Raw genomic sequence first — 21,268 nt, 5'->3', positions numbered from 1 at the left:
CGATGGCTAGATTGTGGGACATGTCGGCGTCGGCCGGCTGCAGGTATGTTTTGGCGATGGTTTTGCTTTTGATTTCGAACTGGGCCGCGGCGCACGCGCCGGGTTTGAGTTCGATAGAGTTGACGATGCAAGCCGACCGCGTCGTCGCCAAAATGACCTTTGCTTTGCAGGACATCGAAGCCTTTTCGCCAATGGATACCGACCTGGATGCCGAGGTCAGCGCCGCCGAACGCGAAGCGGCCAAACCCGCCGTGGCCCAACTCCTGGCCGAGCAGACCCGGGTCAACATCGACGGTGCCGACGTTCTGCCGGTTGTGCCGGGTAGCGTGAATTACGACGACCAGAACAATGCCCATGTCGAATTCAGTTTCCAGCCGGCGCCGAAACGGCAATTGCTGATGCAGTCCAAGTTTCTGGCCTGGTTGCAGGACGGCCACCAGCAGCACTTGACCGTGCGCGATGCCGGCGGCAAACAAATCGCCGAGAAAATGCTGCGCCGCGATGACGACCAATTGCAGCTCGATCTCACCGCAGCCACTGGCGCCGAGGTCGGCCATGCCGGTTCGACCTTTCTGGATTTTCTGAAGCTGGGCGTCGAGCATATCCTGACCGGTTACGACCACTTGCTGTTTCTGTTCGCGCTGCTGGCGGTCACCCACAGCTTCTGGCCGGCGATCAAAATCGTCACCTTTTTCACGATCGCCCATTCCATCACGCTGGCCTGCGCCGGCTTGAATCTGGTGAATTTGCCGAGCAGTTTCGTCGAACCGTTCATCGCCGCGACGATTGTCTACGTCGCTATCGAAAACCTGATTCGGGGCGACCACCCCAAAGGTCGGCAATGGCTGACTTTCGGTTTCGGCTTGATCCACGGCTTCGGTTTTGCCAGCGTGTTGCGCGAGTTGGATATCAGTTCCGGCGATAGCGGCATCCTGATGCCGTTGTTGTCGTTCAATCTCGGTATCGAGACCGGCCAAATCGCGGTCGCATCCGTCGTCTTGCCGCTGATTTGGTGGTTGAACAATAAACCCTATGCCGACAAGTTTCTGAAAGGCTGTTCGGCGCTGGTTTGCCTGGTCGGAGCATACTGGTTTATCGAACGGACCCTGCTTTAATCGGCCACGGTGCGGCAGCGATGCGGCAATTGGCCGCAGGCCGCGCGTCTGGTTAATTGATTGCATTTATCGGACAATTTTTGCAATTCGCTTAATTTTCGCTCCGCAGTTGCGTGCTATTTCCCAGAGCTGGCCAAAACGGATTTGTAATTGCTCGAAACCCACTGCCGCCTTTCGCTGCTGCGGGTCTGCGCGGAGTGCCGCAGCCGGCCGCCGGCGCCTATCGAAAGGAGCGTTCGTCTAATCTTGCGGTATTGGCCGGCATAGTGGCGGCCGTCGCCGCGCTGCATTTTTTCGGGGTCCGTTGTTTGTTTTGCCCCAGTATTGCGCAGGCAGTCGCGCAACCCTTGCCATTGCAAGTTTCCACCATCAAGATCCGGGCGGCGCAGGCCGCGCCGGCCCGAGCCGCACCGCCGGAAACGGCCAAACCGGCGCAGAAAAAACCGCAACCCAAGCCCAAACTGAAGCGCGTTATTCCCCAGGCGCCGGCATCCGATTTCTCGGTGTTGGATCAGGTCCTCGATCAAGCCCCGAAACCAGAAATTCAGACCAACCGGCCCGAGATTGCCCAGGATGTGGTGGCTGGCGGCGAAAAACCGGCGTTTACCGAGGCCTACCTGAGTGCGGAGTACCAGCACAACCCGAAGCCGGACTATCCGAGCATTGCCCGCAGTCGGGGCTGGCAGGGCAAGGTCTTGCTGCGGGTGCAAGTGGACGCCGAAGGCCGCGCCGAAACCGTGGCGCTCGAGCAAAGCTGCGGCCACGACTTGCTCGACGAGTCGGCGCTGGAGGCCGTCAAACAATGGCGCTTCGTGCCGGCCAAGCGCGACGATGTTGCCGTCGCCAGCTCGGTGTTAGTGCCGATCATATTTTCGTTGCAAGACGAGCCGCCGATTTCCTAGGCACCGTTTCATTCCAAGCCAAATCCCCCTTATTGCCAGTTGGGCCGGTTTCGCCGGCTGCCTGCAAGCGCGTGTGACAAAAAAAATATAATTCATATTTATGTTAAGATCGCCGCTCTCCCGGATGGGCGGGAGATAGCGCGCGGATCGCCGATTCGCGCCCATTATTTGATTTCGGATTGGCCGGCGCTGGTCGGTTGGGGGCGTTGTGAAGATAGTGAAATTGGGATTCGGGCTGGTGTTATTGGCGTTGCTGACGGCCGGTTGCGGAGCGCCGGACCAAATCAACGCCAGGAATTTGCAAGCCGCCCACAAATCGATGAATCGCATCAAACAACACTTGCCGCCGGACCGCCAGTTACCGTTCGAAGTGGCCTACTGGTTGGTGCGGGAGCAGCTCAAGCACGAAGCCGACTTTCTGAAAACGATAGACGGCAAGACCCCGTCGCAGTTGATCGAACTGGGGCAGGCCGCGTTCGGCGCGCGCAAATCTGCCGGCGACCCGAAATATGCGAGTTATCAAAATTGGGAGCAATTGCTTACCGAATCCGGCAAACAGCGCGCCGAGCTTGGTGATGCCGAACAGGCCGATCCGCGCGACAAGAAGGGCTATCCGCGAGTCGACTACAAAATGCACGCGATGTAACTACGGCATTTATGCGTCTGTTACTGGTCGAGGACGATCCGGCCTTTGCTGTACTGCTGGCCGCCGATTTGCGCGGCGCCGGCTACATCGTCGATACCGCTGGCGACGGTGAGCAAGGTGAATTCCTCGGCGCCACCGAACAATACGATGCGGCGATCCTCGATCTTGGTTTGCCCAAACTCGCCGGCCTGGAGGTGCTGAAATGCTGGCGCGACGCCGGTAACGCCATGCCGGTCATTGTGTTGACCGCCCGCGATGCCTGGTACGAAATCGTCGACGGTTTCAAGGCCGGCGCCGACGATTACGTCTGCAAACCCTGCCATCCCCAAGAATTGCTGGCCCGCTTACAGGCGGTTTTGAAGCGGGTACACCATTTCAACCAGTCCAGATTAACGGTGTTTGGCGTCGAACTCGACGAAGACGAGCAAACCGCGACACCAGCCGGCGGCGAGGCCCAGCCGCTGACCGCGATCGAATTCAGGCTATTGCGTTACTTCATGCTCAACGCCGGCAAGGTGTTGAGCAAGGCGCAACTGGGCGAACACGTTTACAGCGAATCGGCCGAGCCCGACAGCAACGTACTGGAAGTTTACGTCAAACGCCTGCGCAAGATCGTCGGTAACGATTTGATCCACACCCGGCGCGGCCAGGGCTATCTGTTCGGCCTCAGGCCATGATGTCGTTACGTAAGCGCCTGGGCCGCGGCCTGATCGCGGTATTGTGCGCGATTTTCATCCTGCATTGGCTGGCCGCCGACTGGATTATCCGCAGCGCCGCGGAAAAGCAGATGGCCAACCGCCTGGCCGACGACGGCTATTCGCTGTTGGAGACGCTGGCCTATCGCGAAGACGATCAAGTCACCTTCGACAGCTTCCATATCAGTTCGGTTTATAACCGACGCCTGTCCGGCCATTACTACCTGGTTAAGGTCGACGCCCAGGCGTATCCGTCGCCGTCCTTGCTGGATTTCCCGCTGGCCGTCGCAGCCGTCGGGCCGCAGCAATCGATGCTGTACCACGCGACCGGACCCAACCGCACCCCGCTGTTGGTGCTGAGCGTGGGTGCGGTCAAATTCGGGCATAGAATCAACATCAGCATTGCCGAAGACCTGTCGGCGGTGGACCACGACATCACCGCGATTCGCGCGGCTTATTTCGGCCTGACCTTGCTGATTTTGTTCAGCGCGATCGCCTTGTTGCGCTGGGACATCCGCCGCGCGCTGCGACCCTTGCACGCAGTGGGAGGCGAGCTGGAGCAGGTCGCCAACGGCGGCCGGCAAAAAATCGACGCCCAGGTACCGGAGGAAGTCAAACCGCTGGTCATGGAAATCAACCACCTGTTGGCGGTCGTGGTGCGGCGTCTGCAACAGTCGCGCACGGCGATGGGCAATCTGGCACACGCGCTGAAATCGCCGATGGATCTGTTGCTGCGAGTCGCCGACGATCCGCTATTCGATAGCCGCCCGGACTTGAAGCTGCAAGTCAGCACCCAGACCGAAACCATCCAGCGTTATATCGAGCGCGAACTGAAACGGGCCCGGATTGCCGGCGACCAACAGGCCGCCCCGGCCTGCAATCCGCATCAGGAAATCATCGCCTTGAAAAAGACCCTGCGAGCGATTTACGCCGACAAGCCGCTGGACATACAAGTGACCTCGCCCAACCAACCACTGCATTTCGACCGGGAAGACTTGATGGAAATCCTCGGCAACCTGTTGGATAACGCCTGCAAGTGGGCAAGACAGCGGATCGACGTGGAGTTGGAGTTGGCCGAGCAATTGCTGATCCGCGTTGCCGACGACGGCCCCGGTTGCGCCGTCGATGGCCTGCAACACTTGACCCAACGCGGCCGGCGCCTGGACGAATCGGTGCAGGGCCACGGCCTGGGCCTCGGTATCGTGGCGGACATCGTCGCTACCTACCAGGGCACGATGAATTTTGGCCGCAGTAAGGCGCTGGGCGGCTTTTTGGTCACGGTGAGATTGCCGTTGCAACGCTAAACCGGATTCAACGCGCCGGGATTTTCAGTTTCGATTCAGCTAGCTTGGTTACAGTGCGCGCCGGCATTCAGTTTCGGCTCGCCGGAGCTTGGATGCGGTGTCAACCAAACTTGAAGCGAACTGAATCGTATGCAAAAACAACACGGATTACTGCCGGCATTGCTGGCCGGCCTGATGGCCCACAACGTCGCGACCGCCGAACCCGAAACCCATTCCCTTTCAGCCGACAATGCCGCCGACATGCTGACCAGCATCGAAGTGGCGGAAAGCGTCGAAAAAGCGGCGACTTTTTCCGGTTCGACCTCGGTGATCGGTAAAGACACCTTGGAACGGGATCAAGTCTTTACCGTTAACGAAGCCCTGCGCAAGGCGCCGGGCGTCTATGTCCGAGATGAAGATGGCTTCGGTTTGCGGCCGAATATCGCCTTTCGCGGCCAGAACCCGTTCCGCTCCACCAAGGTGTTGTTTCTGGAAGACGGCATTCCTTTCAACTTCGCGCCCTACGGCGACAACGATATTTACTACCATCCGCCGATCGAGCGCTACGACGGCATCGAAATCTACAAAGGCGCGGATTTGACTCAGTTCGGCCCGCAAACTATCAATGGTGCGGTCAACTATCTGACACCGAAAGTACCTAATACTCCCGGCGGCTTCGTCAGTTTTACCGGCGGTAATCGGGACTATTTGAACGGCCACGCCCGCTACGGCGGCATGGTCAAGAACGTGCAAGGCCTGGACGCAGTGGGCGGCGTAATCGATTACCTTCACAAGGAAGGCATGGCAAACCGCGACAACACCTTTGCCGTGGTCGATGACGTCAATCTGAAAAGTATCGTCGACTTCGATGCCCGCAATCGTCTGACTTTACGCGGTGACTTTTACTATCAGGACGAACCTGGCGCGGCCTTCGGTTTGACCGACGCCGAATACCGCCAGCTGGGTGCCCGTTATAACCCGGACAAAAACGCCAGTTTCACCAACGACCGTTGGTCGACTTCCGCGACTTACGAACACAGCTTCAACAGTGACGTGACCCTGGAAACCAGTTTTTATTGGTCGGGCTACGAACGTAACTGGTGGCGGCAGCAGAACGAATTTCCGACCGAAAGCCAATGCTCGGCAACTTATCCGGCTTACGTTGCCAGCCGCCAAAACGGAATCCCGATCGATATGGATTTGTGTAATTACACGGTCGGCCGCAAGCGCAATTACCAAACCTGGGGCATGGCGCCGACCCTGCATGCCAAACACAATTTGTTCGGGATCGAAAGTCGGTTGGACGCCGGTTTCCGCGCCCACTTCGAAAGCCAGGACCGGGAAATGATCCGGGGAATTACGCCGAGCGCTCGCGTAGGCCAGCTATTGGAAAAAAACGAACGTTTCGCTGATGCCTATTCCGGATTTGTCCAAAACAAATTCATTTGGGGCGACTGGACGGTTACTCCGGGCGTGCGCGTCGAATCGGTCGGCTACAGCCGCAGCAATTTGCTGAATGGTGCCCAAGGCCAGCACAGCTTGACCGAAATTCTGCCGTCGTTTGCGCTGACCTATTCGCCTGTCGATCGGGCCGACCTGTTCTTCGGGATTCACCGCGGTTTTGCGCCGCCGCGGGTTGAAGACGCGGTTTACAACGATACTGGCGGTTCGGCAGAGATCGGCGCGGAGATCAGCTGGAACACCGAATTCGGTATCCGCGCTCGGCCGCTGCGCGGCGTCAAAGCCGAGTTGACTTACTTTCACAACGACTTCGAGGCGTTGACCGTGTTAGGTACGGTCGGCGGCGGCACCGTGCCGGTGGCGCAGGGCAAGGCTTTGTACGAAGGGATCGAGCTGATGGCGCGGGCCGATTTCGGTGACGTATTCGATTCGGCGCATAACCCCTACGCCCAAATCGCCTATATGTGGTTGCCGACCGCAGAAACCACCGAGGCCTTCCGTTGTGTGCCGTTATCCAGCGGGACTTTGCCTGCGAGTTGTCCGGGCGGTAATGTCCGCGGTTCCGCCGCAGGCAAGCGCGCGCCGTACGCGCCGGAAAGCTTGTTGACCGCAATCCTGGGCTACTCGCATGTCAACGGCTTCGACACCCATTTGGAAGCGGCCTTCGTCAGCGAACAATATGCCGATTTCCTGAATCTGGACAACGGCGCCGACCACCCGGATGGGCCCACCAGCAACGCGGCATTGGGCGGCAGCTACGGCAAAATCAACGACTACGTGGTCGTCAACTTCGCCAGCTCCTACAAAGTGCAGAAGGATTTGACCCTGTTCGTGGCGATGAAAAATCTGCTGGACAACACTTATATCACCGACCGGGTGCGAGGTATCCAGTCCGGCATGCCGCGTCTGGTCCAGGCCGGGTTCAAGTACGAGTTCTAACTCGGTTTTGTCGGGATTGCGTCTGTTTCGCGGAAAAGGGCGTTTTAATGGCGGAACCCCGCCCTGAATGTTCGCTTTGGCGTAACCCGGCGGCCCGGTCAACAGCCTGTCATGTTGCTCTGGCAAGATTCTGCTGATTGGCGCGGGCATGCGGTCAATATGAAATATTATTAAAACTTCATATTTTTGCTAAGATAGCCCTCGTTTGCGTGGTGCCGGCGCTGACGCCCTCCAAAGTCGGGCTGGTGCCGCCAAACCATCATTTCGGAGTGGCGCGCCGTTCGAACCAGGTTCAGTGTCCACCATAACCCTTTGCAGGCAGAGGTCACTATGAGCAAGTCTTTCAAGCGTTTTTTGTTAACGATATTAATGTTTTCGGCCGGTTCGATGCCGGCCTATGCCCATCCTTTCCATGAGGCCGGCGAAGCGATCGGTTTCGGTAGCGGATTGCTGCATCCTTTTTCCAGTTCGGACCATATCTTGACGATGCTTTTTGTCGGGTTGTGGATCTGCCGTAGCGGCCATGGTCGAGCCGTCGTCTCGCTGGCGCTGACGTTCCTGGCGTTGCTGTTGTTGGGCGGCGCAATGGCTTTGGTTCCGCTGGAGATTGCCCATCCCGAAACGCTGATGTACGCCGGCATTTTGGTGCTGGGCTTACTGCTGGCGTCGGGACGACAATTGCATTGGGCTTTGTCGTTATCGGTGATTGCCGGCGTCGCGGTATGCCATGGATACGCCCATGCTTACGATATTTGGCTGGATAGCGACGCGCTCGGTTATACCGCAGGTTTTACCTTAGCGACTTTGAGTCAACTAGCGCTCGGCGTTGCCGCAAATCGGGCCATCCCGGCATTGCTGGCCGCGCCAGCCCGCTGGGGCGCAGCCCGAATAAATTAAGCAATAATTTCAACCAAAGGAGTTCCGTTCAGCCAAGTTCAATCGCAAACCAGGAAATTTCGCTTTACCCCCATCGTTCAATTTAATTATCGAGAGTAAACATGTCATTCAAAAAAGTTTTAATCGCGTTCACCCTGTTTTTTTCAATGCTGGGCTTTTCCGGCGCGACCTTGGCCAAAGAAGCCAAAAAGAGCGTGCCTGAGGTATTGAAAGAAGTGGACGCCAAGATACAGGTTGCCTTGGACGCGATTCCTTCGGCCGATCCGACTAAAGTCGCCAGTTTGATCAAGGAAGTCGCAGAGAGCGCCAGCGAACTGAACGCCAACTACAAATTCGAATTCGAGCGCGACAAAGTGGTTTTGAAAATGAAAAAAGCCAGAGAGTTGGCCAAGAAATCCGATTTCGCCGGCGCGGAACAAGAATTGAAAGAAGCCCGCGCAGGCTTTGCCGGTCTGACCAAATTCCAGTAACAGGAAGTCAGTTACGGCTGTTTCTATTTCATGTATCGACTAGGGGCGGCCTGAGCCGCCCTTTTTTTTGCGCGGCAGAACCGCCTCAGAAGTTGACGTTGATGTTGGTAAACCAGACATGGTTGACCAAATCCGGCGCGCCGTAGTTGTGCACGTATTGCAGTTGGTAGCCGGTGTCGACGTTCAGCTCCGGCGTCAATTTATAACCGATGCCGAGGTAGCTGCGGTTCTGGTTGATGCCGGTTTGCACCGAACGCGCCAGGCGGCCGTCGTCCAGCGAATTGAAATAGACGAAGAGCTCGTCTATGGCTATCAGATAGGCTTTGGTGTCAGGTATCGAGTACACCAAACGAACGCGGTGGCGCATGCGGTGGGCGACGTTGTCTTCTTCGGAGAAAAAGCGTTGCTCCAGGCGGAAGCGATACTGAAAATTCCACTCCGGCGACCAGTTGTCGACCCATTGCAACTGTTGCATGGCGTCGTTGGTGGCCAATTCGAAATCGGTCTGCTCGTTGTATTCGCCTTGCCAGGTGTAGCCGGCCCAGAGTTGCAGCTTTTTGGTCAGCTTGTAACCGACCAGCGGCCGGACGATGATTTGGGCGAACTGGTCGTTGTCGGTCTTGGTTCTGGGCGCCAGTTCCAAAAAAGCCAGATAGGGGCTACCGCCGAAGTCGGTTTGGTAAGTATTGCTGATCCAGACGCCGAAATCGTCGCGGACCGGGCCGGCCGCCGCGGCGAATGTTGCCGGCAGCAGCAGGCAGGCTGCCGTCCGGCGTGGTAAAAAATTGCGCATAGTGTTCGCTTGCTGAAATGGATAAATGCCGCTACGTCTTGCTGCAGCAACCGCTCACCCTAAACGAACGAGGCCGTCGCTCAGAACGCCTGGTTGGCGAACGGGTTGAAGCTGGGTCGCACCACGACGTTGAAACCGAATTCGGTGGCTTGGTGGCAGGCGTTGCAGGCAGCGGTAAGCTTATCGTAATTCGCGATAAATGCCTGTTGATTTTTGGCTTTCACGGCTTGATCCAGCTCGGCCAAGGGTTGGTCCAGATACAGCGCCAACAGATCGGGAATCGGTTGGCGAATCTGTTTGTGGGTCGGGTGGTATTTGCCGGCATCTTCGATGCCTTCGTGCAGTTCGTCGACTTCGTAAGCAGCCAGATCCCAATTTTGCGCCTGTCCGGCAAACCATAACTTGGCATGGCGGGTGGCGGTTTGGGCCATGATTTCGCCCAGGCCGGGTACGAAACCGGCGGTCTCCTGCTCATGCCGTTCCGGATGGGCGCAGGCGCCAAGCAAGCCTGCCAGGATTAAAGCCGTAAACGGTTTTGGGAATGTCGCTTTCATAAATGTTTCCTGGTAGTAATGGTGACCGGGTCGGGCCGCGCTATTCGCGCAGCATCGGCGACAGCTTACGACGGGCTGCCGTCGGTGCGCGGCTTTAGCAGCCGCGGGATGTAGTAGGCGGCCAACGCCAGGCAAAGGCCCAGCACGCCGAACACCACGCCCAGCCCTTTGGCGCTGCCGGCATTGGCTGCCGACGGCGGCGGCGCCATCGCTACCGTCAACGGCATGTGCAAGGCGCTGGTTTCCGGCGGCGTGTGCAAATCGGAGTCCTGCACCGACAGCACGGCTTGGTATTTGCCGGCGGTTTTGAAATCCACGCTGGCCGTCAATACGCCTTGCTTGACCACGGCCATCGGCACTTCGGCGATGACTTGACCGTCCTCGCGCAAAATCTTCAGGCCGACCGGTTTTTTCCGCACATCCAGGTCCAGCAGGTCTACCGCGATTTGGGTTTTGCCGACCCGCGGCAGATCGACGCATTCGGCCTGCGGTATGGATTTATCGTCCTTGGCCTGGTTCGGGTCGAGTTGATAGGCGGAAAAATTGACCACGTAATAGTCGTTGGTCAGCATGCAACCGTACAGGTCGTAATTGCCGTCGGCGCCTTTGCGGTTGCCGCCCAGCGGTACCGACGCCTGCGCTTGGCCGAGGACGGTAGCGGCCAGGATCAAAACAGATAACATTTTCATGGCTTGACCTCCGGACTCGCCGCTGCGGCGACGACGGTAAACTTGGAGATGCCGCTGACCACCAGCCCGTCCTCGGTAATCACCCGATAGCGGACGGCGTAAGGGCCGGGCGGCAGAGCTTGGGTGGTTGCGGTTAGTCGGTGGCGTTCGCCCAACACCAGACGGGTGTCGCCGTTGTCGACCCGTTTGCCGTGGGCATCGACCACGACGACCGACGGCGAGCGTTCGCCGACATTGCCGCTGAACCAGAATTTGACGGTGCCATCGAAATTGCTCACTTCGGCGTCGTTTTTCGGCTCCGATTTCAGCAAAACGCCTTCCGCCAGAGCGTTCGGGCCGGCCAAAACCAGCCATATCGGGACGAGTAGATGTAACAACTTGGGCATGGCTTATCCTCAGGGCAGGCCGAAAAAGCCGGCGATGAACAACACCAGCGGATCGGACAAGGGGTGAAAGAAACCCAGCGTAATGACGGCCAGACTGATGACGAAAATCCGGGTCCAGATCGTCAAATCCAGATCCTGTTTGCGCCACATCAGGTGGAATGCCAACCAACTCAACAGCCAGACGCCGATGGCCAGGGTTTCCTTGCCGGTGTAAGAGCCGATGCTACCGTCCGGCCCCTTGCCTTGCGAGCCGGGAATCCAGTAACCGTAGCTATGCACCAGTTTGTCCAGGCCGGGCGACAGCCGGGAAATATGGTGGCTGACCATCAAGGTCAAAAATGCCAGCAATAACGCCAGGCTGGCTGCGACGACCGGGCCGGAGCGCAGCGCTTGAGTATTCGATTCGGATTGTTGTTGCATCAGCCGTTCCCGGTTCAAACGAAGCGCAGTTTGGCCAGTACCAGGCCGACGACGAAACCGAGCATCAGAAAACTCCACGACACCAGAATCGTGATGCCGACGAAGCGGCACAGGTCGCGCCGGGTCTGCATCGGCAAGCCGTAGTAATACAACAGCGCGGTGGCGGACAGCATTAACGGGAACGGAAACAACGAGACGAATTCCTTGAATTCCATCAGCACGTTGTGGATTGCCGGCACCCGCTCCAAGATCCAGTCGCGAGGGCCGTCCTGGCCGCGGTAACGCATGTAGATCCAGTTGCCGCTGATCGCGCCGGCCAAGTTCAGCAGGGTGGCTACCAGTAGCCAGCGGCGCAGCGACTCCAGATTGACGTGCATGCCTTTGATCAACGGCAAGGCCCTATGCGTCAAATAAGTACCGACGACCAACGCCAGAATGGCGCTGAGGCCGTGGATGCCGGCCTTGAGGCTGTAGGCGCTGGGAAACCAGAAATTGGCGAGCGGTAAACAGAGTAATAGGGCCAGTGCGATCCCCACTTGCGCGCGAATCACGATTTTGCCGAAATTGTCATGTGTGTAATGTCCTGTGGACATTCAGCCTCTCCCTAAGAATCGCGGCCGGTAACCCCGGCTCTTTTCATGAATAACCCACTTTGCCGCTGGCGCGGTGCGGGTTCCGCTTGCGTTATAATCGCCGGCTCCTATAACGACTATAAGAACAGGAGCTTGCTGTGGAACGTTTTACTATCTCTCTCAGCGACGAGCTGGCGGCGGAGTTCGACCAATGGATCGCCGCCCGCGGCTATTCCAACCGCTCCGAAGCCGTCCGCGACCTGTTGCGCAAGGAAATCGAGACCAAACGGCTGAAACAGGATCAAGCCATCTACAGCATCGCCACGCTGTCCTATGTTTACAACCACCACGAACGCAACCTGGCGGAGCGCCTGACCGGCCACCAGCACGACGCCCACGATCTGGTGGTATCGTCGATGCACGTGCATCTGGATCACGACGACTGCCTGGAAACCTTGTTTCTGCGCGGGCTGACCGCGCGCATCCGCGGGTTTGCCGACAAGCTGTCCGCCGAAACCGGCGTCCGCCACGCTTCGCTTAACCTGGTGCCGGTGAAAATGGCCTCTGTCAGCCACCAACACGACCACCACGGCCATAGCCATTCGCACATTCATCCGCATAGCTGAGCCGGTTCGAAACCGCTGCTGCGGGGCATGATAAGACATTTTATTTATTATTCATAATTTTTAAAAATGTGATATGTATCGTATGATTCCTGGCCTATTCGTCTTAACTGGCATTTGATTTGAATTTTGCAGGCTGTTCGCGTCGGTAAACCATGAAATTGCGCCGTTCCCGCTCCCCATCCGAAGTGTTGCCCGCTGGGCTGCGGCTGCTCGGCTTCGGTTTGCCGTTACTGGCAGTGGTGGCTTGGCTCGGTGCGCAATTTGTCGGGTTGGACGCGCTGGGCTGGAACAACGGCTTCAACCACCCGCTGGCCGGGTGGGACCATTTGCTGGCGATGCTGGCGGTCGGAATTTGGGCCGCGCAATTGCGCGGTCATGCCGTCTGGATGCTGCCGCTGGCCTTCGTCGGCGTGATGAGTCTGGGCGGTTTGGCCGGCGCCGCCGGGATCACGATCCCCAGCGTCGAAGGCATCATTCTGTTGTCTTGCGCGGTATTCGCGCTGCTTATCACGCGCAAGGCCCGCTTCAGCAGCAAGATTAACGTGCTGATCGTCGCCTTCTTCGCCTTTTTCCACGGCTTTGCCCACGGCCAGGAAATTTCCACCTCCGCCAGCCTGATTTCTTACACGCTGGGCTTTATGCTGGCGACCTTGCTGCTGCACGGTGCCGGAATTTTGGTCGCCAAGTTGGTGGTGCTGGCCGCGACTTTTCTATTGACCGCGATGTTTTCGCAGTCGGTATGGGCCAAAGCCGGCCCGACCGAAACGGCCGAGACTGCCGCTTCGACACATTTGCAGGCGGATGCGGGGTTTTACTCCGCCAATTTGGCCGGCTACGGGGGTGACTGGGACTTGGCTGCCGAGAATTCCCATAGCGCGGCGGCGAACAGTAGCGCCAAAGCCGCTCTAGCCAAACCGCCCGCCGGGTTTGCGGGCGCTGGCGCCGAATCGGTTGCGGCGTGCGTATTGCCGGTGCTTGATTGCTTTGCTGTGGCGCTGGCCGATATGGCCCGCAATTGCCTGAGCGGTTTTAAACAGCGCTTTCCGGATATCAACCAGACACCGGGCACCCAACTGCTCAGCAGCGGTGTCGGCCGCACCTCGCCGCCGCTATCCGTGTCCGCAAGCCCCGCCCCGATTTCTTTAGCGTTTCGCTCCACACCTTCCGTATCCGCTGAATCCATTCAGCAAATCCGCGCCGAATCTTTTGGCGCCGCTCCCGACACCCGAATTTTTTACCGCCTGCACGCGACCGCCTTTTGCGCCGCTGGCCGTTCCCGCACGTTTGCCGCGAGCAAAACCGCTTTCCACATCCAATCCGGCTCGAGACCGGTGTTCATAACAACCACGACCGCAACGATATTCGCACTATGAGGAAGAATATGTACCCACTACGCCTGTCCCGGCGCGCCGCGCTGTTTCCCAAAACACTAATGGCCGTCGGCCTGGAAATCGCCCTTGGTCTGGCCGGGGCCGACGTGTTGGCCGAGCCGGCGCCGGATACGGCGGATACGATCGCCGTCGCCGCTGCCGAAGAGGCGAAGCCGGCAGCCAAAACCGTCAAAAAAGCCAAAAAAGCGGAAAAGTCGGAAGAGTTGGAAGCGGTGCAAGTCGAGGAAGACGGCCGCGCCAAAAATCTGATCGGCATCGCGCCGTCGGCCTCGCAAGGCGAAGTCAGCCAGAAGCAATTCGAACATCGGCCGTTCTCGCGTAACGGTGAGCTGGTCGAAGTCGTGCCCGGCGCCATCGCCACCCAGCACAGCGGCTCCGGCAAGGCCAACCAATACTTCCTGCGCGGTTTCAATCTGGACCACGGTACCGACTTCACCACCTTCGTCGACGGCATTCCGATGAACATGACCACCCACGCCCACGGCCAGGGTTACATGGACATCAACAGCATCATTCCGGAACTGGTCAAGAAAGTCGAATACGGCAAAGGCCCGTATTACGCCGAGGTCGGCGACTTTGCCGCCGCCGGTTACGCCAAGATGTTCACGATGGACAAACTGGACCAGGGCATTTTGAAATTCACGGCCGGCTCGTTCGATTATTACCGCACGCTGGTCGCCAACTCGATGAAAGTCGGCGACGGCGATTTGCTCTACGCCGGCGAATTCAATCTGTACGACGGCGTCTGGCAAGTGCCGGAAGACTCGAAGAAATTCAACGGTCAGTTGCGTTACACCCTGGGCGGCGACGATTGGGGCATGTCGATCAACGGCAAGGCCTATACCAACAGTTGGACGGCGACCAACCAGATTCCGCAAGCGGCGATCGACAACGGCAGTCTCGGGCTTTACGGCAGTATGGACCCGACCGACGGCGGCGAAACCAACCGTTACAGTGCCTCCGCCAGTTTCTGGAATCAGGGCGGTAACTGGAAAAACGACGCCAATATCTATGCCTTGTATACCGACCTGAACCTGTTTTCCAATTTCAGCGGTTTTACCCGCGGTGCTGGCGGCGACCAGATATTGCAATCCGAACGTCGGGTGCAGACCGGCGGCCATTTCGAACACACCCGCTACAACAAATTGTTCGGCTTCGAAATGGATAACAGCGTCGGTCTGCAATTCCGCAACGACCAGATCATGGACTTGGGCTTGTACGAAACCGAAGCCCGTCAAATCGTCAATACCGTCAGTCGTCACAATGTCGGCGTCACCACGGTCGGCACGTACTTCAAAAACACCACACACTGGCACGATAAAGTCCGCACCATTGCCGGTTTGCGCGGCGACTTTATCAATAACGACGTCGAGGTCGCCGCCACCGGTAGCGGCCTGGCATCGACGATTGCGGCCAACTCGGGCAGCCGCGGTAAGGTTATGGTCAGCCCCAAACTAAGCTTGGTCTTGGGGCCTTGGGCCGATACCGAGTTTTTCTTCAATATCGGTTATGGTTACCACTCGAACGATGCTCGAGGCACCACCCTGCAAATGCATCCCGTCACGGGTACCGGGCTCGATCCGGACGGTAACGCCATCAGTCCACGTATTCGTCCCGCCGCCTGGTCGCGCGGCGGCGAGGCCGGTATTCGCAGCAACTATGTGCCGGGCCTGAACAGCACCTTCGCCTTGTGGTGGCTGGAATCCAGCCAGGAACTGGTGTTCGTCGGCGACGCCGGCACCACGGAAGCCACCGGCAAATCGCACCGTTACGGCGTCGAATTGACCAACTACTACAAACCGTTCGATTGGCTGACGCTGGATGCCGACTTTGCGCTGACCACCGCCAAATACGCCGACAACAATCTGTATATCCCTAACTCGGTCGGCCGGGTGGTTTCCACCGGCGCCACGATCGAAGCGCCGAACGGCTTGTTCGGCTCGATTCGCTTGCGGCATTTCGGCAGGGTCTATCTGGACCGCGATCCGGACACTAACGTCGATTACTGGTCCGGCGATACCAACATCGTCAACCTCAGCGCCGGTTACAAGCAGAAACGCTACAAATTCGAGATCGATGTGTTCAACATCCTCGGCTCACAAAGCAACGACATCGCCTATGCCTATGAATCTTCATATCCGAACGGTTCGCCCAACCAATTCGGCATCCTGAAGCATCCGGTCGAACCGCGCATGTTCCGCGGCACCATTACCATCAATTTCTGAGGTGAGCGGCATGACAATTCGACTTCCGGCTTGCGGGCTGGCGTTGTTACTGCTGGGGTTGATAGCCGGTCGGGCCGACGCCCATCCGCCCGGACTCAGCTCGCTGGATCTGGTCCTGAAACCGGACCATGTCGAGGCCACCGCAACCTTTGCGTTGCAGGATATCGAAGCCTTCGTAGCGATGGATAGCGATCTGGACGCCGAAGTCAGCGATGCCGAACGCGAAGTGGCCAAGCCCGCCATCGCCAAACTGTTGGCGGAACAGTTGCGTATCGCGGTTGACGGCGTCGAAGTGCAGAGTCAGCCCGGCCCGGTCAGTTACGACGGCAAGAACAATGCCCAGGTCGAGTTGCAGTATCCGCTGGCGGTGCAACGCCAGTTGCGAGTGCAATCCGGATTTCTGGCATTGCTACCGGAAGGCCACCAGCAGTACTTGACGGTACGCGATGTCGCTGGGAAGTCGCTGGCCGAAAAGATGCTGGGCCGCAACGACGACGAATACCTCCTGACACTCGCCGCCGTCGCGGACTCGGCAGCCCCCCAAGCTGCGTTCGCGGCGTTCGGCGACTTTTTCAAGTTGGGTATCGAACACATCCTGACCGGCTACGACCACCTGCTGTTCCTGTTCGCGTTATTGGCGGTGACGCATAGTTTGTGGCCGGCGTTGAAGATCATCACCTTCTTTACCATCGCCCACTCCATCACTTTGGCTTGTGCCGGATTGCGGCTGGTCGAATTGCCGGCCAGTTTCGTCGAACCCTTCATCGCCGCGACGATTATCTACGTCGGCATCGAGAACATTGTCTGTGGCGACCAGCCCAAGGGCCGGCACTGGCTGACCTTCGGTTTCGGGCTGATCCACGGCTTCGGCTTTGCCGGGGTGTTGCAGGAAATGAACATCTCGGCGGCCGACACCGGGATTTTGTTGCCGCTGCTGGCGTTCAACTTAGGCATAGAAAGCGGACAGATTGCCGTCGCGGCGCTGGTGCTGCCGTTGATCTGGTGGCTGAACAATCAGGTCGCAACGGCCAGCCGGTTTTTGAAGGGCGGCTCGGTTGCGGTCAGTGTGATGGGCGCCTTCTGGCTGGTGGAACGGACCATGTTCTAAATAAAACCGAACGGCGGATTTACGGACCCGCCTCGACACTCCGGTTAAATCCGCCGGTTGCAATTCCAAGCCAAAATAGTTTTTCCGAGTCGAGGTGGGTTATTGTTGTCAATGTCAGAAGACGACTGCCCTACTTGGGTGGGTAGGTTGCTCATGGCTGGTGATTTTGGAGTCGGAATCCGTGGCGGCTTTGATCGGAATCGGCGCAGTGCTAGCGTAGAAAAACCATCCCCTCCCGTATACCTCGCGATTAATTTCTATAAATCGCGTATTTCCCCTGACCGGCCACCGAGCATGCCGGTAGTGAATTAGGGCTTTTGGGCGCAGCGAACTGGCGCAATCGACTCTTTGCTGTCTATCGCTTAATCTGATTCAATATCGGCAATACGACAGTTACACGTCAAATCAATCTGCAGTGATATAGAGAAGGGAAAGTCATACTCGAAACAATAAATTATCGTTTCGAAGATCATTTTTTCGGTATTTATACGGAAACCAGCTAATTACTTGTTAGGCCGAGATAGTGGAAGCAAGGAAATCATGGAAGATCAGGTTTTAATCAACGACTACGCACAACGGTCACTACGATATACTGCTGACGAGGATTATATTGCCGCTAGAATGAGTTATAAGGCCGGTTTAACTGAACCATTTTTATGGTCGGGACTGCATTCAATAGAAAAATACCTAAAAGCTCTTTTACTTTTCAAAAAAAGACCAGCGAAGGGTTTTAAACATGACATTGTCAAATTGCTAAGTGCGGTAAACGCAGTCGCAGGGCTTGATTTACGGCTTCCTGCAAAGGCCGAGTTATTTATTCATTACATAAATGAGTTTGGCGAAAACCGTTATTTTGAAGGGGCGGCATGTTTAGAAGAATGCGCCCTTGACAGCCTTGATGAGGTTGTTTGGTATATTCGTAGGTATTGCTACGACGAAAGTGCTTATGAAGGATATAACCTTCGAAAAATTGAGCCATCCGACTTAGAGAAAAGTCCGAAAGAGTACCGGCTGCCGGGAGGGCTTTTGGAAAAAATTATCAAAGAAAAGCCTATTGCCTATAGTTATCTTGTTTGGGATAACTTTTTTTATGGTGATGAAAACATTGAAAGAGATGATATAAGAAGAAGGCAATCGAAATTCTCTGTTATAGATCCGCCTTTAGCCTTTTTCGGTAAAGAAGCACTCGAGGCTCTAAAAGATTTTGTCGATTTATCTTATGACACAAAGCAATATTTCAAAGAAAGAGCCTAACCTGGCGCTCAACCGGAACGCGGTTATAAGCGCCTAGCAAAAAGTTAACGTGTATTGCGAGCCAAACCCGTGACCAATTTCGTCAATGGCTTGCTCAAGTTCATCCGGCGTAAATGTCTTGAATGGCAGCCATTCATATTTCATTTTATGCCACAGCAATTCAATCCGGTTCAGCTCGGGACTGTAGGGTGGCAGGAAATAAAATCGCATCCCTTTTTCTTCCAACAAATCCCAATAAGGTTTCAGTTTCTTGGCAGTATGAATGGATGCATTATCCAAAATCACTACCAAGGGTTTGCTGACGCGGTCGATCAACGCCATCAGAAAGCCAAAGAACCATAGACCATTTACGCTTTGCCACAGTTTAGCCAGTATTAATCGGCCGGATGACAGCATGGCACCGATCACATTCAAGCGTAGTGCACGCTTAGCAGTAATGGCATGGACTTCTCCGCTTTTTGTCCAAGCTGAACGATTCGGTGGTTGTGGCGCAAACCCCGCTTCGTCCACATAGGCCAATTCAATTTCACCAGCTTGAGCTTGCTTAATCAGTTCAGCGATGTCTTGTCGGGCCTGCTCGAAGCGCTCGGGATCGCGCTTTTTTTTAAACTGTAACGAGTGCGTTTCCACACATAGCCCATGCGTTTTAACTCGTTCCGCAAGGTGCCAGCACTAATCGTTACTCCGCACTCCGTCGTTAGACGACTAACCAATACCCGGCAGTTCAAAGGTTCCGCATCGATCCATTCCTTGAGTTGGCTTCGATGCGCGTCAGTCAACTTGCTCGGCGCACCACTACGCGGTTGATCCGGTAAGCTGTTTAGTCCGTTTCTCCACCACTTTCGTCGCCGCTCGCGGACTGCTTCCGGCTTCACCCCCTGATGCTCTGCAATAGCAACGACTGTTTGACCCTCGGATAACATCAAAATGGTTTCCGCACGCTCCCGTTCTCGCCAATCACTCCCTTTCTTGATGATTAGCTGTAGTTGCTCTCGTTCGCTTTCTCTCAATTCTATGGGCCTTACCCGCATTCCGTCGCCACCACCGTATCTAAAACCCTGCTATTTTACTGCATGCCTATTTGTTGTTAAGCGCTTAATGCAGTTTTATTTTTTCCAAAATAGGGACAGGTCTAGTAATTAAGCGTCCTTGAAAGGTTTTGCTATATTTATAGACCTGACCCCATCTTTTCCACGATGATATACAGAAGGGAAAATCATATGCGGAACAATAAATTATCGTTTCGAAGATCATTTTTTCGGTAGTTATACGGAAACCAGCTAATTACTTGTTGAGCGTCAAAGAGGAGGAGTACTGAGTGGATTGGCTAACATTCGCTTCATCCGTTGTGGGTTCACTAGCTTGGCCCGTAGCTACAGTCGTCCTCGTGCTTCTGATTAGAAAGCCACTTGGAACATTGTTGCCAACATTGCGGAATCTGAAATACAAAGACTTAGAACTCGATTTTGGCAAGGAATTGAGAAAAGCCGAGGAAAAAGCAAATCAAATTCTGCCCGCAGCCAACAAGCCCACTTTAATAAGCAAGCCAAAAAGTGAGAGAGACTCAAATCAAATCATTAACGAATCAAAAAGACTCTTTGAAGAGTTTCCAGAACCAGCGGTTGCGCTCGCATGGACCGCAGTTGAAGTCGAACTAATGGACGCCATTTTGCGCACTGCCAGTTCACCGGATTACCCCCCTCACAACTCCGCCCTAAAAAATGCAATACACCTAAAGGACGCAGGATATATCGGTGATGACAAAATTGATCTGGTCAAGCGCATGACAAATCTCAGAAATATTGCGGTTCATGGACATGGTGGTGGGCCCGTAACCGTAGAAGATGCAAGAGAATTTATTGCGCTCACAGAGTGGCTTGTAAAGGATTTAAAGGAAATCAAAAGATGAGCATGCCCAACAAGGCGGTCAACAGGGACGCCCAAACAGCTGGCTTCGCCACCTGTTTGGGCGCCTGTTACCTTTGACGTTAGCCGTCAATGGAAGCCCCAATCGAGCCGTCGTTTGCCGAGGCAATCGCCCATGGCAAGAAGTCCGAGGCCTATCAGGCCCAGCAGCGTAGGCTGTTAGCTATGCAGAAAGGCTTCAGCGTATCGCTCGCGACGGTTTGGCTAATGGCATCGCGATCTCAGGCTCTCGTCGACAACTCCCTTTCCTTCAGGTTCATACACGACGCGTTTCAAACCATGGCAGCTGTTACGTTCTTGGCATCGGAGGGCATGTATGCGCCAGCGAAGAGGGAGCTACGCTATCTACTTGAATCTGCATCAAAACACGCCATTGTCGACCTCAACAATTGGAACTTTACGCTTGAGGAGCGCGTTGCCTACTTGGAGTCGAGCATTCCTAGGTCTTCAGTTGACTTTATCGCCGATCAAGCGTTCTTTGGGTTGTCTCCCTCGGAAGAGGCAGACTTCAAAGCATCGGTCGTCAGCCAATTCAAGCGCCTCTCGGCTTATGTTCATCGGTCGCCGGCTCAACTGCGCCAAGAGATTCAGCAAGCGGGTAAGGGGCCTCCCGAATCGAAGGTCATCGCCGGAGAGCTTGAGCGATTCAATCGCGAGTGTTTTGCCGTCTACGACCTGGCAGTCTTTCTCCAGTTTCAGGTTTTGGGTCCGGGGCTCTCTGGAGATGTCTTCGTCCACGCCTTCGATCCTGTCCAGCACTGGCCGTTCCACAGAGGGAAGTTCTGCCGCTTGCTATCGAAGTTCTTCGACTATAAGGTCGAGAGGCAAGAGGTGCGCGGTGACAGCTAACCCCAGGCAAAGAGGGGGCAGGTCTAGCTTAGTAGTATTACTTGCACTGCTTTCCGTTCATGGCCCG

23 protein-coding genes are annotated in these 21,268 nt (G+C 56.1%); 15 read left to right on the top strand and 8 right to left on the bottom strand.

Annotated elements, in window-relative coordinates:
- Positions 1-2 precede the first annotated feature (2 nt).
- From ACH518_RS03525 to ACH518_RS03490, 8 genes are all read left to right on the top strand, one after another.
- Complete coding sequence (locus ACH518_RS03525) at positions 3-1,115, top strand: HupE/UreJ family protein (RefSeq protein WP_445371886.1); 1,113 nt, start codon at positions 3-5, stop codon at positions 1,113-1,115.
- Between the two features lie 197 nt (positions 1,116-1,312).
- On the top strand, positions 1,313-2,017 hold the full coding sequence (locus ACH518_RS03520; RefSeq protein WP_445371885.1) for an energy transducer TonB: 705 nt from the start codon (positions 1,313-1,315) through the stop codon (positions 2,015-2,017).
- Between the two features lie 208 nt (positions 2,018-2,225).
- Positions 2,226-2,663: a hypothetical protein gene (locus ACH518_RS03515; protein WP_278210191.1), complete on the top strand. Its 438-nt coding sequence runs from the start codon at positions 2,226-2,228 to the stop codon at positions 2,661-2,663.
- Between the two features lie 11 nt (positions 2,664-2,674).
- On the top strand, positions 2,675-3,340 hold the full coding sequence (locus ACH518_RS03510; protein WP_445371884.1) for a response regulator transcription factor: 666 nt from the start codon (positions 2,675-2,677) through the stop codon (positions 3,338-3,340).
- Complete coding sequence (locus ACH518_RS03505; protein WP_445371883.1) at positions 3,337-4,662, top strand: sensor histidine kinase; 1,326 nt, start codon at positions 3,337-3,339, stop codon at positions 4,660-4,662. The genes ACH518_RS03510 and ACH518_RS03505 overlap by 4 nt, the downstream gene beginning before the upstream one ends.
- A gap of 129 nt (positions 4,663-4,791) precedes the next feature.
- Positions 4,792-7,041, top strand: coding sequence for a TonB-dependent receptor family protein (locus ACH518_RS03500; RefSeq protein WP_445371882.1), 2,250 nt, complete (start codon positions 4,792-4,794; stop codon positions 7,039-7,041).
- Between the two features lie 330 nt (positions 7,042-7,371).
- The gene (locus ACH518_RS03495) at positions 7,372-7,938 is read left to right on the top strand and encodes a HupE/UreJ family protein (RefSeq protein WP_445371881.1); all 567 of its coding nucleotides are present in this window, start codon (positions 7,372-7,374) and stop codon (positions 7,936-7,938) included.
- Positions 7,939-8,039: 101 nt separating this feature from the next.
- A complete protein-coding gene (locus ACH518_RS03490) occupies positions 8,040-8,408 on the top strand; it encodes a hypothetical protein (RefSeq protein ID WP_140910739.1) in 369 nt (122 codons plus the stop codon).
- 85 nt (positions 8,409-8,493) lie between these two features.
- Here the strand turns inward: ACH518_RS03490 and ACH518_RS03485 are convergent, their stop codons facing one another.
- From ACH518_RS03485 to ACH518_RS03460, 6 genes are all read right to left on the bottom strand, one after another.
- Entirely contained in the window at positions 8,494-9,201 is a 708-nt protein-coding gene (locus ACH518_RS03485; protein ID WP_140910738.1) for a DUF2490 domain-containing protein, read from the bottom strand.
- 80 nt (positions 9,202-9,281) lie between these two features.
- Positions 9,282-9,755: a hypothetical protein gene (locus ACH518_RS03480; RefSeq protein ID WP_260839166.1), complete on the bottom strand. Its 474-nt coding sequence runs from the start codon at positions 9,753-9,755 to the stop codon at positions 9,282-9,284.
- 65 nt (positions 9,756-9,820) lie between these two features.
- The gene (locus ACH518_RS03475; RefSeq protein ID WP_445371880.1) at positions 9,821-10,444 is read right to left on the bottom strand and encodes a hypothetical protein; all 624 of its coding nucleotides are present in this window, start codon (positions 10,442-10,444) and stop codon (positions 9,821-9,823) included.
- The gene (locus tag ACH518_RS03470) at positions 10,441-10,830 is read right to left on the bottom strand and encodes a copper resistance CopC family protein (RefSeq protein ID WP_445371879.1); all 390 of its coding nucleotides are present in this window, start codon (positions 10,828-10,830) and stop codon (positions 10,441-10,443) included. The genes ACH518_RS03475 and ACH518_RS03470 overlap by 4 nt, the downstream gene beginning before the upstream one ends.
- Before the next feature lie 9 nt (positions 10,831-10,839).
- Positions 10,840-11,250 carry a hypothetical protein gene (locus ACH518_RS03465; protein ID WP_278210205.1) on the bottom strand — a complete coding sequence of 137 codons (411 nt, stop codon included), beginning with the start codon at positions 11,248-11,250 and terminating at the stop codon, positions 10,840-10,842.
- A 14-nt stretch (positions 11,251-11,264) separates the two neighbouring features.
- The gene (locus ACH518_RS03460; RefSeq protein ID WP_256608868.1) at positions 11,265-11,843 is read right to left on the bottom strand and encodes a hypothetical protein; all 579 of its coding nucleotides are present in this window, start codon (positions 11,841-11,843) and stop codon (positions 11,265-11,267) included.
- 137 nt (positions 11,844-11,980) lie between these two features.
- Between ACH518_RS03460 and nikR the strand changes: the two genes are divergently transcribed.
- The 5 genes from nikR to ACH518_RS03435 all read left to right on the top strand — a co-directional run bounded on the left by nikR (position 11,981) and on the right by ACH518_RS03435 (position 18,426).
- Positions 11,981-12,448, top strand: coding sequence for a nickel-responsive transcriptional regulator NikR (gene nikR, locus ACH518_RS03455; RefSeq protein ID WP_445371878.1), 468 nt, complete (start codon positions 11,981-11,983; stop codon positions 12,446-12,448).
- 152 nt (positions 12,449-12,600) lie between these two features.
- Positions 12,601-13,821, top strand: coding sequence for a HupE/UreJ family protein (locus ACH518_RS03450; RefSeq protein WP_445371877.1), 1,221 nt, complete (start codon positions 12,601-12,603; stop codon positions 13,819-13,821).
- Positions 13,822-13,829: 8 nt separating this feature from the next.
- Positions 13,830-16,064, top strand: a complete 2,235-nt coding sequence (locus tag ACH518_RS03445; RefSeq protein ID WP_445371876.1) for a TonB-dependent receptor — start codon at positions 13,830-13,832, stop codon at positions 16,062-16,064.
- Between the two features lie 10 nt (positions 16,065-16,074).
- Entirely contained in the window at positions 16,075-17,172 is a 1,098-nt protein-coding gene (locus ACH518_RS03440; RefSeq protein WP_445371875.1) for a HupE/UreJ family protein, read from the top strand.
- A 540-nt stretch (positions 17,173-17,712) separates the two neighbouring features.
- Positions 17,713-18,426, top strand: coding sequence for a HEPN domain-containing protein (locus tag ACH518_RS03435; RefSeq protein WP_445371874.1), 714 nt, complete (start codon positions 17,713-17,715; stop codon positions 18,424-18,426).
- Between the two features lie 33 nt (positions 18,427-18,459).
- On the opposite strand, the gene ACH518_RS03430 is transcribed toward ACH518_RS03435, so the two are convergent.
- The gene (locus tag ACH518_RS03430) at positions 18,460-19,056 is read right to left on the bottom strand and encodes an IS630 family transposase (RefSeq protein ID WP_445370166.1); all 597 of its coding nucleotides are present in this window, start codon (positions 19,054-19,056) and stop codon (positions 18,460-18,462) included.
- Positions 18,975-19,457 (bottom strand): helix-turn-helix domain-containing protein, encoded by a 483-nt coding sequence (locus ACH518_RS03425; protein WP_445370167.1) that lies wholly within the window; start codon positions 19,455-19,457, stop codon positions 18,975-18,977. Before ACH518_RS03425 ends, ACH518_RS03430 begins: the two co-directional genes overlap by 82 nt.
- 287 nt (positions 19,458-19,744) lie before the next feature.
- Between ACH518_RS03425 and ACH518_RS03420 the strand changes: the two genes are divergently transcribed.
- Positions 19,745-20,335 (top strand): hypothetical protein, encoded by a 591-nt coding sequence (locus tag ACH518_RS03420; protein ID WP_445371873.1) that lies wholly within the window; start codon positions 19,745-19,747, stop codon positions 20,333-20,335.
- 89 nt (positions 20,336-20,424) lie between these two features.
- Positions 20,425-21,201, top strand: coding sequence for a hypothetical protein (locus ACH518_RS03415; RefSeq protein ID WP_445371872.1), 777 nt, complete (start codon positions 20,425-20,427; stop codon positions 21,199-21,201).
- The last annotated feature ends 67 nt before the right edge of the window (positions 21,202-21,268 follow it).

The sequence above is a fragment of the Methylomonas sp. HW2-6 genome (assembly GCF_052474525.1).
The sequence above is the reverse complement of the archived record's forward strand: the minus strand, read 5'-3'. Positions and strand labels throughout refer to the sequence as shown.